Source organism: Nostoc sp. KVJ20 (assembly GCF_001712795.1).
GTDB lineage: Bacteria > Cyanobacteriota > Cyanobacteriia > Cyanobacteriales > Nostocaceae > Nostoc.
The window spans coordinates 1-14258 of sequence record NZ_KV757584.1 but is presented as its reverse complement, the minus strand read 5'-3'; the positions used below and the strand labels follow the sequence as shown (position 1 = coordinate 14258).

At 42.1% G+C, this 14258-nt stretch carries 10 protein-coding genes; 5 read left to right on the top strand and 5 right to left on the bottom strand.

Annotated features, from left to right (window positions below; translation table 11 throughout):
• Positions 1-159 precede the first annotated feature (159 nt).
• The 4 genes from A4S05_RS08580 to A4S05_RS08565 form a co-directional block, all read right to left on the bottom strand.
• Positions 160-1149, bottom strand: coding sequence for a DUF1350 family protein (locus A4S05_RS08580; protein ID WP_069069414.1), 990 nt, complete (start codon positions 1147-1149; stop codon positions 160-162).
• Positions 1150-1291: 142 nt separating this feature from the next.
• The gene (locus A4S05_RS08575) at positions 1292-2311 is read right to left on the bottom strand and encodes a tRNA-dihydrouridine synthase family protein (protein ID WP_069069413.1); all 1020 of its coding nucleotides are present in this window, start codon (positions 2309-2311) and stop codon (positions 1292-1294) included.
• Positions 2312-2622: 311 nt separating this feature from the next.
• Positions 2623-2994 carry a response regulator gene (locus A4S05_RS08570; RefSeq protein ID WP_069069412.1) on the bottom strand — a complete coding sequence of 124 codons (372 nt, stop codon included), beginning with the start codon at positions 2992-2994 and terminating at the stop codon, positions 2623-2625.
• A 280-nt stretch (positions 2995-3274) separates the two neighbouring features.
• Complete coding sequence (locus tag A4S05_RS08565) at positions 3275-4828, bottom strand: ATP-binding response regulator (protein ID WP_069069411.1); 1554 nt, start codon at positions 4826-4828, stop codon at positions 3275-3277.
• A 205-nt stretch (positions 4829-5033) separates the two neighbouring features.
• Between A4S05_RS08565 and A4S05_RS08560 the strand changes: the two genes are divergently transcribed.
• The 3 genes from A4S05_RS08560 (at position 5034) to A4S05_RS08550 (ending at position 6848) form a co-directional block, all read left to right on the top strand.
• Positions 5034-5486 carry a cupin domain-containing protein gene (locus tag A4S05_RS08560; RefSeq protein WP_069069410.1) on the top strand — a complete coding sequence of 151 codons (453 nt, stop codon included), beginning with the start codon at positions 5034-5036 and terminating at the stop codon, positions 5484-5486.
• Between the two features lie 135 nt (positions 5487-5621).
• Positions 5622-6149: a hypothetical protein gene (locus A4S05_RS08555; RefSeq protein WP_256090877.1), complete on the top strand. Its 528-nt coding sequence runs from the start codon at positions 5622-5624 to the stop codon at positions 6147-6149.
• 216 nt (positions 6150-6365) lie between these two features.
• Positions 6366-6848, top strand: a complete 483-nt coding sequence (locus A4S05_RS08550; protein WP_069069408.1) for a hypothetical protein — start codon at positions 6366-6368, stop codon at positions 6846-6848.
• Positions 6849-7108: 260 nt separating this feature from the next.
• Here the strand turns inward: A4S05_RS08550 and A4S05_RS38690 are convergent, their stop codons facing one another.
• Positions 7109-12730 (bottom strand): PAS domain S-box protein, encoded by a 5622-nt coding sequence (locus A4S05_RS38690; RefSeq protein ID WP_084227033.1) that lies wholly within the window; start codon positions 12728-12730, stop codon positions 7109-7111.
• Positions 12731-13086: 356 nt separating this feature from the next.
• Between A4S05_RS38690 and A4S05_RS08540 the strand changes: the two genes are divergently transcribed.
• Positions 13087-13368, top strand: a complete 282-nt coding sequence (locus A4S05_RS08540; protein WP_069069407.1) for a Nif11-like leader peptide family RiPP precursor — start codon at positions 13087-13089, stop codon at positions 13366-13368.
• Positions 13369-13603: 235 nt separating this feature from the next.
• On the top strand, positions 13604-13894 hold the full coding sequence (locus A4S05_RS08535; protein ID WP_069069406.1) for a Nif11-like leader peptide family natural product precursor: 291 nt from the start codon (positions 13604-13606) through the stop codon (positions 13892-13894).
• Positions 13895-14258: the final 364 nt, after the last annotated feature.

Genomic DNA, 14258 nt, shown 5'->3' with positions numbered 1-14258 from the left:
GCGGTAGCGGGGCGTTTAGCCCGTGCTGAGTCATGAGTGCTGAGTGGGGAATCTCACTTTTTTACTCAGAACTCGGAACTGGCTCAACGCCCCACTAACGAAACTGTTTTCCCAATGCCCAATGCCCCATGCCCCATGCCCAATGCCCATTATATTGATTTATTCTTTCAGTTTCTCAAGCAACTGAATAACACTATGCTCAAATCCTCTATTTCGCTCTTGAACTGATTCAATCAACGGTTTATTAAAAAGATTAATGACATAGTTACCTAATTGAATACCTAGAGGTCTTAAATGTCCACCTGCAAAACTTTTCCGAAAATCTTGAGGCGGCTTTTGCAAAATATTAGTAAACCATTCACAGGTTGATTTAGCAATATTGTCTGACTTGAAACAGACTAAACCCATGATGTTAAATAGCCCACTATCCTTGATTAAATTCTGGGTTTCTTCAACAGTTGGTTTCACACCCCAACCCAAATTATCGATGATATCCGCTAAAAATTGAGGACGAATTGCACTCCCTGTGTCAGCAATCGCAGGTGCTAATAGGATAGAAACCTGCCCTCTAATGAAGACACTATTAAATTTGATATCTTTATGCACATAAGTATAAATTAAGTTTTTAACTTCAGCAGTTTTTCGCGTTAGTTCCTCAAAGAGAATGTTAATGTCTGCAACGACACTTTTTATCTGTGACTCATCGGAAGTATGAGACAGCAGATTACGAATAAACTGTTCTCTATCTTGAGGCTTTGGAGGTAGAGCAGTAAATCCTTCTAACAAAGAGATATATTTACAACCAAGGCTATGTCCAATCCAAGAAAAGTTCTTATCATCTAGATAGGCTTCATAATCGTATCCTGCAACACTTGCCATTTTCACAAGCTCTGGCAGAATTTCATACTGCTCTCTCATGAGAAAACCAGCTTCTACATAATGATTAAAAGTAAAATTAAAAGGCAGAAGGATAATTGTATATCCCTGCTCGAATAAACATTGAAGCAAATAGCGATAAAAAAGCATGGGGCCAAAAGTACCAAAGAAAGCCCCTGCAATAAATTGAATTACTCCTTTAGGCTGTGGATGTAGAGCAACCCAACTGTGAGAAACAGGTTTAAATCTCAGTTTCAAATTTGTATTTACCATAACTTAGCAATGAGTACATCTCATTTTGGTAGGTGTATACTTAATCTCCAAACTGAAATTTCTACTTTTCGGATTCTTTATTCATATATCCCCATCCTCCCTAACAATTTTCTTATACAAGTAATTTGAAAAGTCCTCTTAGTTACACGCTCAAGGAGGGTGCTAGGGCTAAAGTTTTCGTAAGATCAGTAAGGAGAAAGCGATCGCAGAGGTTAAACATTTCTACCTCGGTCTGGGTCTGTCGCATCAGCCGGAGGAAATGACCTTCAGTGTCAACACTCAGGGCAATGTAGTTGAGGAACATTTTAAGGTAGCCTACGCGCGATCGCACTGGCATCGTTGCAGCTGTGGGAGTTTGCCATAAACGATCGATATAGTTGCGTACCTCTACTAAAGGAACTGGCGTGATCGTCTCGAAGCGCAAAGCCTGCCGAATTTGATTAAAAAGCCAAGGATTCCCGATCGCCCAGCGTCCCACCATCACACCCGCCGCGCCCGTTTGAGACAGCACTTCTACAGCAGTTGCCGCAGAGTCGATATTGCCATTGGCAAGCACTGGACAATGAACCCGTTTGACTGCTTCAGCAATCAAATCATATTTCACTGCTCCGTGGTACATATCTTTCACAGTGCGACCATGCAAACTCAGCAAATCAATGCTGTGGCGATTGATTATATCTAGAATTTTGTAAAAGTTATCTGTATTTTCAAAGCCTACACGCATCTTAACGGTCAAAGGTCGATCGTTCACAGCAGAACGCAGTTCTCCCAAAATCCGATCCACTTTTTCTGGTGAGAGCAACAATCCACCCCCAACATTTTTGCGATAGATTCTAGGTGCTGGACAGCCCATATTCAAGTCAACTCCAGCAATATTATAGTTGCAGAGTTCCTTTGCTGTTCTCACTAAATCTGGAATGCTTTCGCCAATCATTTGAGCAAAAACGGGGCGGCCTGTGTCGTTTTCGGTGATTGCTGTCAAAATGCCACGATTGAGCCGCGAGGTATCATTCACGCGGAAATACTCGGTGAAAAAGTAATCAGGGCTGCCGTAGTGGGCAATCACCTTCATAAACCAGAGGTTTGTTACATCCTGCATGGGCGCAAGAGCCGTGAGGGGTAGGTCTAGATGCAACGATTGGGGGAGCGATACCTGGGACATAGAGATGAAGAGGGTTCGACAAAGCATTACTCTATCAAAAAATAGTCACTTGTTAGGAACTGCGAACATAAAACACCCTAACGCCGGATTTATCACCACATCTCTTAAAGCCTGCGCTTGTGCAGGGGAGAAGTAAGAAGTAATGAGTAGTAAGTAAGAAGTAAGAAGTAAGAAGTAAGAAGTTTTTACTCATTACTCATTACTCATTACTCATTACTCATTACTCATTACTCATTACTTCTCCTCTCCTCCATCAAACGCCTTAAGCTTGTGAGAAATGCGGGTAACGCGAACAAGGTATCAAAGTCAGACTAACTGCCCAGTACTTCACTGATTTGCTCTGCCAGTTTCAATGGACGGAAAGGCTTGGCAAAAATAGCAGCAACATCCAAATCAGTAAAACTCTCTCGATCTGATTGCTGAAATTTGGCTGTTAATAAAATTACTGGAATTTCTTTAGTGGCGGAGTTAGCTTTCAGTTGTTGCAGAGTTGCACGCCCATCCATATCAGGCATCATCATATCTAATAAGATGACATCTAGTTTATGGTTAAGAGCTACGTTTAAGGCTTCTTGACCAGAACTAGCTGTCAAAACATTCCAGCCAGCACCCATTTCTAATCCCAACTTTGCGATCGCCCGCACATCTTCTTCATCATCAACAATCAAGACATTTTTGCTCATAATGACACTCTTCCACGATGTATGTGCTGATTTGCTTGATCGCTCTTGAGATATTCTAAAGCTAAATCGGGGAAAAGCAGGGGAGAATTAAAACAATTCGCAATGGGCTAACGCCCCGCGCTCCGCTAACGCAATGACGCGACGCTCTTGCGTCGCTAACGCGGACTCGCTAACGCAATTATGTTTTGTAACGGGGATTTAACCCCTACACAAAACCTGCTGCTTATAGAGGCAGGGGACTTAAACCCCCAAACTTTGTTAAACAGTTAAAAGCCATTTATTAGAAAGCTGCCAGAGGTAACAGTACATAAAACGTGCTACCTTCACCCAAAATGCTCTGAACCCAGATTTTACCGTTATGTTGTTGGACAATATTTCGGCAAATAGCCAGTCCTAAACCTGTTCCTCCTTTTTTGCGGGAGTCGGATGCATCTACCTGCTGAAAGCGCTCGAAGATTAGTTGTAATTTATCTTTAGGAATTCCTCGCCCTTCATCTCGGATAGTAATTAGCAGAAAACTGGGTAATGGAGTACTTTGTGTTGAAGAATGGTCATTTTCTCCCAACCCAACAACCTTGTGTTCTGCGAGTGTGGCACTTATCCACACGGTATCACCTGGTTCAGAAAACTTAATAGCATTACTTATTAAGTTGGTCAGAGTTTGCAGTAGGCGATCGGGGTCTGCCCAAAGTTCAATTGCTAGAGGCTGGACAATCAGTTGAACTTGCAATTTATCTGCCATTGCCTGCATTGTTTCTGTTGCCATAATTAGCAGATCAGCAGCGTTGCACTTCACCTTCTGCATGAAGATTTTGACTGATTTCATCCGCTCTAAATCGAGAATATCATTTATCAATCGGATCAGGCGTTCTGTATTAGTAGTAGCAATGCTCAGAACTTTTTGTCCCTGTTCAGTTAGAGTTCCTAATTGTCCTGCACCCAATAAATCTAACGCTCCCATTGTGGAGGTTAAAGGTGTACGTAATTCGTGACTAACTAGAGAGATAAACTCGTTTTCCAAGCGTTTACGTTCGGTGATGTCGTTGGCAATTAATAAAGCGCATTGCACCCCACCCAGGTCAATCAATTCGATAGATAGCAGTATAGTCTTGACCTCTCCAGACTTGGTAGAAAATTCAAATTCCTGATTATAGAGTGATCCAGTATCAGATAAAAGTTGGATGGTCTGAGCGATCGCTACTGCATCCTTACCTAAATTAAGTTCAGCAACCGTATCACCAATCACTTCCTCTAGACAATAGCCGCTCATCTTCAAGAAACTAGGATTGACATCAATAAAACGAGCTTCCGAAATGGTAGCGATCGCGATCGGATTAGGACTAGAGCGGAAAACTTTAGTGAACTTCTCTTCTGCTTTGGCGCGATCGCTAATTTCCTGCTGCAACCGCTCATTTTGAGCTTGGAGTTGTTGTTGCAGCTTCCAAATCGTCAAGTGATTTTCAATTCGTGCTAAAACCTCTTCTAGTTGAAAAGGCTTAGTTATATAGTCCACCCCACCAACTGCAAAGGCTTTCACCTTATCCAGCACATCACCCAAAGCGCTGATAAAGATTACTGGAATTTCGCGGGTGCGATCGCTTGCCTTCAGGTGTTGGCAGACTTCATAGCCATTCATCTCCGGCATATTCACATCCAGCAAAATCAAGTCTGGGGGAACTGCATTTGCTCCCCGTAACCCCGTAGAACCTTTAGTTACGCTGCGAACTTTATATCCCTGTTCCGTCAGCATGGCAGATAAGAGGTTTAGGTTTTCTGGCGTGTCATCAATCACCAGTATGTCTGCTTTGGGCAAGTTGAATGGCTCTTTAGGCATGGCAATATCGACTTTAGCCAGAATAGGCTACTAATTCTTTCTAGAAATTTTAACCTTAGTTCCATGTCTTAATAATCAGTTACAAAAAAAATATCAATTACCCATTTATCTCCCCTAGTTCTCCCCGATTAATTTCTAATGTTAAAAACATCAAATCAAGTTTGTAGATTACACCTACCAAATTACACAATAAGGAGTAACTTGTATGCAAAGTTCAACTATACGTAAACCAGCTATTATTGCACCAGGAGAAGGTAATCAATTCTCAATTCTTGGTTCACAGTTCACAACAAAAGTAACTGGGGAAGAGACAAATCAAGCTTGGACAATTTATGAAATTACGGATACAGAAGAAAATGGCCCGCCACTGCACACTCACCCTTGGGAAGAAGCATTTTATGTTCTAGAAGGGCAATTAGACATCCAAGTTGGTACAGAAACAACTTTGGCATCACCAGGCTTTTTCATTAACATTCCTCACAATGCACCACACGCCTTCAAGATTCGTTCTGCTACTGCTAAATTTCTGGTTTTAATTTCACCTAAAGGTGCGAAAAACTTTTATGAAGAAATGGGTCAAGTAGCAGATAGTTCATCGTTAAACATGGAAAAAGTGCAACCTGTTTTGAACAAATATGGATTGCAATTTCTTGCGTGAACGTTTCATTGGGATGCAGTGTACAGCTAGCTATCCTAGTGGTAACTGCTATATATAAACACGCAAATTTCGCGTTATTAAATCTATTTCTACAAAAGTCAAATGTACTCAATAACAAATAACCAACTTTATTCAATGCCAAAAACTGTCCGCCTTTTCGCTTCTAGTGCCTTGAGTTTAGGACTCACCGCTAGCCTTGTTTTTTACCCAAGCGCGAGTCAAGCGGGTAAAAACGATACTGGAGTCCCTGCTGAACTCCAGGGCGAGTGGCGATATGGTCGAATCTCGTCCATCCAATACCAAGATAGTTACACAGGGCAGTCAGCAGCCCCGAACGGTTCTAGCGATCAATTTCAACTCGCATCTAACGGAAACTACAAGCGAAATAGGCTGCTTCAAATTAACACTTACAACTGCGCGTCTAACCTCTTCATAGAGGAAAAAGGCAAAGTTAAAATTGAGGCTCAACGCCTGACTTTCCAACCCAGTGACAGCACATCCAAAGGGCAAATTTGCAATAGCGGGCGCACTTACTCCAGCCGCAATACAGCAAAGCCTGAGACTTATCAGTGGTCGATTGAGACGAATGAGTACGGGCAGCAAGTTCTGGTGCTTGAGACTGCCGATGGTAAAGGTAAAGCTCATTACGGGCGACCTCAATAAGCTAATAAGCATTAGACCTCTTGCAAAAACATATTTTTGCAAGAGAGGGAAAAGGGTAAAGGTTAAAGGGAAAGGATTTTGAGTTTATTTACCCTTTTCCCCTTCCCCTTTACCCCGACTTTTGCAAGAAGTCTATTTAAGAGTTAAGCTTTTTTCTCTCCCCTAGTTCTCCCCGATTGTTTCCTAATTTATAAAATATCGAACTGAGGTTATTCCATGATTCACCATATTTCAATTGCTGTTAGAAACCCTAGTCATGTTGCTCAAGTTCTGGCAGAAATCTTAAAAGCGCAAGCTGTTTCATTTCCTCCTAATCCAGGAAGCTATATGGTTATACCTTTTGATGAATACGGTACAGCCATTGAACTTTATCCTTTAGGCTCTCAAATTGAACCTGGTGAAAATGATGAAGAATGCGTATTTGTGCATACTGCAATTACCTCTATTTATACAGATATTCATGCAGCTATTTCTGTACCAAGTAGTCAGGAAGAAATTGAACAAATCGGTGTCCGTGAAGGTTGGCGTGTAGTGCGCTGTAACCGCGATTCTTTCTTTGATGTGATTGAGTTCTGGGTGGAAAACAGATTAATGATAGAATTGCTAACACCAGAAATGGCATCTCAATATTTGAAATTTGCGACTCAGCAAGAAAATCTGAAATATTTTTTGGCAGAACCAGCTTTAGCCACAAATTAATCAACTCTAAGCATTTAACTTGCATGGTTACAGTCCATACAAATTAAATGCTTATTTTTTCTCTAATATTTGCTAAAAAAGTTCTATCATCAAAATTGTGATCGCTAATTTTTAACCTTTTCCCCAAATCAAATTCCGAGGTAAAAATGCACAAAGCGTGTAGTATTGCTTGTGATTGCTTCATTCCACTTCTCTACGAGACGCTACCGCGAACGTTGCATTCGCAATGACATATCACAAGTAATTTGCCGGACATGATATTACAAGTTATCCTCCGTTAATCCGATAATTTCATCGAAGCAGAAACTACGGACTAAATTTGCCAATCTTTCTGCCAAAGCAGAATGTGTTGGTGGAATTTGCTCAATTAGTTGGAAAATCCTTTCAGCATCGACTTCGACGGCTGCCTGATTAAGTTCTGTTACCCATTGGGCAGGCATAACGGTAATTGCAGAGCGAAGATCCAAGATGGAAAATTCAATATTTTCTAGGTTGTTGTCTGTTGCTTCTTCACGGCTTTCTTCTGCGTAAACATAACGCACCTGCAAATATTCAGCGATCTTTTCAAAAATCACTTGCTCCCGGAATGGCTTACGAACTAAGTCGTCGCAACCTGCGGCTAAGATACTTGCCTGTTGTTCTTCAAAAGCACTGGCAGTTAGGGCAATAATTACGGTGCGGTGATTTGTAGTTGTATTTTTTTCCCTGGCTCTAATCTCTTTTGTTGCATCGTAACCGTTCATTACAGGCATCCGCATATCCATCCAAATTAGGTGAGGTTGCCAGGTTTGCCAAATTGCGATCGCTTCTTGTCCATTATTCGCAGCCTTAATCTCAAAGCCAATACTACCAAGAAGTTGCACAATTAAATCGCGGTTTTCTTTGCGGTCATCCACTACCAGAACCCGGTAAGATGGTTGGTCTGCTGCCAGCTTGAGTACACGCCCCTTACTCAATTTTGGTGCAGCTTTCAAAGCTGCGGCTAAATTCACTTGGATGTCAAAACTAAAAGTAGATCCTTGTCTAACGCTACTCGTCAAGTGAATATCGCCTCCCAGTAACCGCACAAATTGACGGCTGATAGTCAGCCCTAGTCCAGTTCCCTCCTTGGTTTGGATACCGCTTGTCGTCTGGACAAAAGGTTGAAACAGGTTATTCATTTCTTCTGGTGCTATTCCCCGTCCAGTGTCTTCGACTTCAAAGTGAAGAAATGGGGCATTGGGCATTGGGCATGGGGCATGGGGCATGGGGCATGGGGCATTGGGCATTGGGCATAATAGTTTTTCCTCCCCTGCTTCCCCTGCCTCCCCTGCTCCTCTACTCTCACTCCCTAATCTGACCCTTAAAGTTACTCCCCCTGTTTGAGTGAACTTGACGGCGTTACCTAAAAGGTTAATCAGGACTTGGCGGAGCTTACCTTCATCTGTCTGGATGTAACGGGGAAGATTGGGAGCAATTTCAAATCTGAGGAACAATTGCTTTGTTTGTGCCCTTACCTGAAACATTTCTTGTAATGTTTGCAACAGCAGATAAAGGTCGAAGTCTTCAGGGTTGAAAATGATTTGTCCAGCTTCAATTTTGGACATTTCTAGAACATCGTTAATCAGATTGAGCAAGTGTTCGCCACTGCGGTTAATGGTAGCTAAAGATTCACGTTGGTTTGAGTTGAGGCTAGTATCTCGTTCCATTAACTGAGAAAAACCCAGAATCGCATTCAGAGGCGTGCGGAGTTCGTGGCTCATGTTAGCGAGGAAAGCACTTTTGGCACGGTTGGCAGTTTCGGCAGCTTCTTTGGCAATTCTCAGCGCTTCTTCTGCTTGATGCCTAGCTCGACCGATCGCAATTATTTCACCTACCAGCTTTAATAGATTCAGATCCTCTTGACTCCAGGTTTGACACAAGTGGATCATCGCTGTACCGACAAATCCAACTACTTCACCAGAGTGAAGCATGGGTACAGCAACTACAGACTGAAACGACATCCCCTCAAATAGCTTTCTCTCTGGTGTATCAGGTGGCAATTCTGCGACACAAGGGATTTGTATATGGTTGCCCAGCAGGATTGGAGCATAAAAATAGGGAAAACTTTCTACAGGTGATCCTTTGGCAAGATCAATCAATGGCTCGACACCTTCGCCACACCATTCATGAATGAGGTCGAACCGCCTTTGATCTTCGGATAATTCAAAGATGCAACTGTGTTCGGCACTAATAAACTCAGCGATCGCTCGCAATGTAAAATTAATTGCTGTATCTAAATTTTGGTCAATAAATTGGCGAGAAATGCTACTGAGTAAACTTTCTGCTTGAGTCCGACGTTGTAAAGCTGCTTCTGCTTGTTTGCGATCGCTAATATCACGAGCTACACCCACAATCTGAAAATTACCTTGGGCATCTTGTGTGCGGACTGCATTAGCAGTTAGCCAAACCCAGCCTTTAGTTCGATGTTTGGCGCGGTACTCAGTTCCGGAAATTCCCTCACCTGTTGCCAGGATAGTTTGGGCGGCTTCAAAACATACTGGCACATCATCAGGATGAGTAAAAGATGCCAAGGAATTGCCCTCCATTTCGCTGGGGGCAAATCCGGTGGTATTCAATATATTAGGGGAAATATAGTTAAATACCCCATCAGGACTAATAACAAACAGCATATCGTTGACCTTTTCAACGATAGTGCGAAACTTTAACTCACTTTGCTGTAGGGCTGCTTCTGCTTGTTTCCGTTCCAGTTCAGCACCGGCACGGGCAGCAAAAATTTTAAGAATCAGTTCCCGTCCGGGATCATGCTTCATTGGTTTAACATCTATCACTGCTAGATGTCCGATGATTTCGCCGGATGAACTGGTTAGAGGAACGCCAAAAAAACTCTCGGCATTCATCTTCACTAAATCTGCATCTTGGGGGAAAGCGGTTTGTACTGCTTGGGGGTAGTGACACATATTGCCTTGCAAGGTATGTTCACAAGGAGTACCTTGCAAATCATATTCCAAGTTCTCGTTAATAGTCCCACCACACCAAAATGCTAAAGTGCGGACTTTAGTTTTTGGCTCATCACCAAACTCAGTGACTAAGGCATATTGAACTTGCAATACTTCGGCAAGGTAACGAACGCAGGAATTGAAAAATTCATCACCTGTTTTTGCTGCTGTGCCCTCAACAATTAAGCGTAAAGCCTGTTCTTGCTGTTTGCGTTCGCGTAGCGCGGCTTGCCGTTCGCTAATATCTGTAAAAACAGAATCGAGACAAGATTCTTCGGCATTGAGGCGCAGTGACAACAGTAACCAAACAACCGAACCATCGAGCCGTCGCAGTGCTATTTCAAAATTACGAACTTCACCGTCCTTTTCTAACTCTGCTAGCATCCGCGTGCGATCGCCTGGATTAACATATAAGTCAGTTGTGAAATACTTGCCAATTAAGTCAGCAGCAGAGGAAAAACCTAATATCTCAGCACCACGTTGATTTGCATCGATAATCAATCCATCCTTTTGGCAGGTGCGGAAAATCCCCACTTGGGAATTTTCAAAGATGTTGCGGTATTTCATTTCACTACGACGCAAAGCTTCTTCAGCTTGCTTGCGTTCTGTAATATCGCGTCCCACACCTGCGATCGCAATTTCACCGTTGGGAGTGTTGATTGTGGAAGTGTTAAAGTTGAACCATCGCCAGCTACCGTCTTTGTGTCGCAATCGCACCTCAATATCAGTCAGCTTTTCGCCAGTTAGAGCTTTTTGTAAGGCGGTGACGCTAATTGCTAAATCTTCAGGTTTGGTAAACTCCACCACCGAATGACCTTCTACTTCCTCCAGGCTGTAACCCAAAATTGCAGTCACATTTGGCGAGTGATAAGTAAAAATTCCCTCTGGCGAAAGGACAAATATCAGATCATTGGCATTTTCAACAATGCTGCGAAATTTTAACTCACTTTCCTGGAGGGCTGCTTCGGCACGTTTGCGTTCTGTGGTATCAGTGCCGACTGAAAGTATTTCGACTAAGTTTCCTTGTGCATCTAAAATAGGTTTATTTGCCCAGACTATCCAAACGCGATCGCCATTTTGGCATAAGTTTTCATTTTCGTTGAATAAATAGTTTTCTGGGTGTTGACAAATATCAACCATTAATGTTTGTAAGTCGCGTCCAGAAGTTTCGGTTTCTGGAACAATTGTGCCGATAACATTACGTCCGATAATTTCATCTAAATCGAAACCAAAAATCCTTTGACCGTAATCATTTAAAAATATGATATTACCGTTACCGTCCCAACGCAGAATGATGCAGTTGGCTGTTTGCACCAAATCCCGATACTGGACTTCGCTTTGTCGCAAGGCTTCCTCAGTGCGTTTACGAGCAGTAATATCGCGCACTATCGCTAAGATGTGTGGCTTACCATTGTAAATGCAAGTTGTCCCTTTAACTTCTACATCTATCAAAGTGCCATCTTTGCAGATATCAACTGCTGGCCCATAAAATTGCTCACCAGATTGCGTTGTTTCGAGAAACTCTAAAAAAACAGAATGTGAGTCTGGGTGAATGTAAACAGATGGATGTAAAGTGAGAAATTCTTCATAAGAGTAACCGTGCATCTGACAAGCCGCAGGATTAACTTCAGCGACTTTTTCAGTTTCTATTTCAGTAATAAATAGTCCATCATTAATAGCTTCAAAAATACTGCGATATTGTAGCTCACTTTGCCGCAGAGCTTCTTCTGCCCTTTGGCGTTGGGTGATGTCGCGGAAACTCCACACTCTACCAATAATCTGTTCGCCGATGCGCTGAGGACAGGAGTATCGCTCAAATACTCTGCCATCTTGTAATTCTAATAAGTCGTAACTAACTACTTCAGGTTGTGAATATAATTCTCGGACTCGTTGCAAAAACATATTCGGGTCTTTTAGCTGCTTTGCCAAATACGCCAACCGCTGAGGATGATCTGGTTCTGTCAAAAGTTCTGGTGGAATTGACCACATTTCTAAGAACTTTTGGTTGTAACTAGTGATATTACTTAAGCTATCAACTACTAAGATACCGTCTTGAATCGATTCAAAGATAGCGCTTAACAGAGATAAAGAGTTTTCTAAAGCAACTTGAGTTTGTTTGCGATCGCTCAAATCCCGCCCTAAAACCACCAAAGCTTTGCGTCTACCATCCTGGTGAAATAGGGGAGCTTTAATCATATCTACACTGCTCACCGTCCCATCAGGTCGGGGTATAACTTCTTCTACCCGATGCACACATCCCAACTGCCAAGCTTGTTCATCTGTTTTGTCGCAGTTGAGCAAAGCATCGTGATAAAAATTGCTAAATTCTGCTAGTTCTGAGTCTGTTTTGCCTTGATAATCAACGCCTTGTAGCTGTAAAAATTCTAAGTTAGCCTGGTTTGACAGCAACCATTTTCCTTCGCCATCTTTTAAACAGATAATATCAGGTGTAGCGTTAATTAATGTCTGCAAACGCTCCTCAATCTCTTGCAACGATTCTTGAGTTTGTTTTGTCTGCGTAATATCCCGAATTACCAGTATTGCACAGCGATCGTCAGTCATTCCGCTACAGTTACCGGAAATTTGGAGTGTTAAAGCCCGCTCACCCTGCTGGAACTGATAATTTGCTGTTTCGTACTCACCATTGAGTATCCGCACATCAGGATAGCAATGTAAAGCAACTGGTTGTCCTACTTGTGCTAGGGGTAACAGGTCAGTTAACTTTGTGCCGGAGACAGTGTTGTGGGGTTGATTCACCAAACCCTCAAAGCTAGAATTACACCATTGAATGCATCGGTCTTCTCCTACCCAGACTACAGCATCAGCGATCGCACCTAATGTCACTTCCATTTTGGTGAGGGTAGCTTGCAATTGCTTCACCTGCTCCAATTGTTTAGCGCTCATCACCAACTCCTTAATATCTCCTAGATAGATCAATCAATTTGGTATAGCGATTGTATCTTTAGTTGATCGTTAGGATATTTAACTACAGCAAAACTACATATTGGCTTTAAACACTACAGCAATTACGCAGATATCAGCATTATGAAAAGGTAGAGGGCATCGGTAGAAATAACTAATACCTAATACCTAATTCTCCAATTAATCCGTGCTGAAAAATTTTTCCGCAATTGCACTTATCTCCCCTAGTTCTCCCCTATTTCTTTCTAAATTCAAATCAGAAAAGCAGAGAACACCGCCCAAAACAAGCGCACAATCTCTGCCGTATCAATAAGTCAATCAAAACGGAGAACAAACGTATGCTACACCAAATCAAAGATTTGCTTCAAAACGCCCAACTACAACAGCAAGTAAAAGCAGCAGCTAACCAAGCAGAAGCCATCAAAGTGCTAGCGATCGCTAGTGCAGAGAAAGGTTATAACTTCACAGTTGAAGCTATCTCTCAAATGCTGTCCGAACTAACCTTTGTGGATTCTAACGAACTGAGTGAAGAAGAATTACTCAGTGTTAGTGGTGGATTGATGGCTGATAGTGCGCCTAAGCTATGTCATACAGAAGGCTGTGGTGGCGGACACTGCTAAAAAAGGTATGTAGCTTCTCCTTGGCATTGTAGCCTCCAAGGTCAGGTTGTTTTTCTAAAACAGCTTTTTATATCCAACTTTCCCAATATTTTAATTTGGATAATTTCCATACTTGGTACTGAGGCTCAACGCAGAAAGAAATGCTGCATAACAAATTCCCTCTTTACTTTTTTAATCAAGAAAAAGAGGGAATTCAATTAACAATTACTATCACCAAATCGGAGAAAATAAAATTATGTTGTCACAAATTCAAAGCCTACTTCAAAATAGCCAACTACGCGAGAATATACAAGCAGCAGTTACCCAAACAGAAGCCATCAAACTGTTGCTAATTGCCAGTGCAGAAAAAGGTTATACTTTCACAGCCGAAAGCGTAGCTCAAATGCTGTCAGAACTGACCTTTGTGGACTCCAACGAACTGAGCGAAGAAGAATTACTCAGTGTTAGTGGCGGTGCAATGGCTGATAGTGCGCCTAAACTATGTCACACAGCCGGCTGTGGTGGCGGACACTGCTATCTCTCATAATTCGTAATTTTTGGTCTTTCTCTGTTGGGGACTTGTACCCCAACTAATTCAATTAAGAATTACAAGTTATTTTAATTATGCCTACCTAATTAGTACTTAATTTAAAACTTATTTCAGAGGATGTTTTAAAAGTCGTGATTGATGTATCAAATATTTTTTTACCCCTCCCTAACCCTCCCCTTGTAAAGGGGAGGGAACCGGATTTTTCTTGTTTCCCCCCTTTACAAGGGGGGACTAAGCAGGGTGGTTTCATACAACGAGAGAAAAATAATAATGATTTGTATAGGGTGGAAATAAATGGATAACTAACAAGTATGAATCTCGTCGAACAATTGCAGCAAGTCCCAGACTATAGGCACATTCG

What these genes read in the sequence shown, in the direction of transcription:
- A4S05_RS08570 (WP_069069412.1), bottom strand. Translation starts at nt 2,994, where the DNA reads ATGAGCAAAAATGTCTTGATTGTTGATGATGAAGAAGATGTGCGGGCG.
- A4S05_RS08540 (WP_069069407.1), top strand. Translation starts at nt 13,087, where the DNA reads ATGCTACACCAAATCAAAGATTTGCTTCAAAACGCCCAACTACAACAG.
- A4S05_RS08575 (WP_069069413.1), bottom strand. Translation starts at nt 2,311, where the DNA reads ATGTCCCAGGTATCGCTCCCCCAATCGTTGCATCTAGACCTACCCCTC.
- A4S05_RS08580 (WP_069069414.1), bottom strand. Translation starts at nt 1,149, where the DNA reads ATGGTAAATACAAATTTGAAACTGAGATTTAAACCTGTTTCTCACAGT.
- A4S05_RS08555 (WP_256090877.1), top strand. Translation starts at nt 5,622, where the DNA reads ATGCCAAAAACTGTCCGCCTTTTCGCTTCTAGTGCCTTGAGTTTAGGA.
- A4S05_RS08560 (WP_069069410.1), top strand. Translation starts at nt 5,034, where the DNA reads ATGCAAAGTTCAACTATACGTAAACCAGCTATTATTGCACCAGGAGAA.
- A4S05_RS38690 (WP_084227033.1), bottom strand. Translation starts at nt 12,730, where the DNA reads ATGAGCGCTAAACAATTGGAGCAGGTGAAGCAATTGCAAGCTACCCTC.
- A4S05_RS08565 (WP_069069411.1), bottom strand. Translation starts at nt 4,828, where the DNA reads ATGCCTAAAGAGCCATTCAACTTGCCCAAAGCAGACATACTGGTGATT.
- A4S05_RS08535 (WP_069069406.1), top strand. Translation starts at nt 13,604, where the DNA reads ATGTTGTCACAAATTCAAAGCCTACTTCAAAATAGCCAACTACGCGAG.
- A4S05_RS08550 (WP_069069408.1), top strand. Translation starts at nt 6,366, where the DNA reads ATGATTCACCATATTTCAATTGCTGTTAGAAACCCTAGTCATGTTGCT.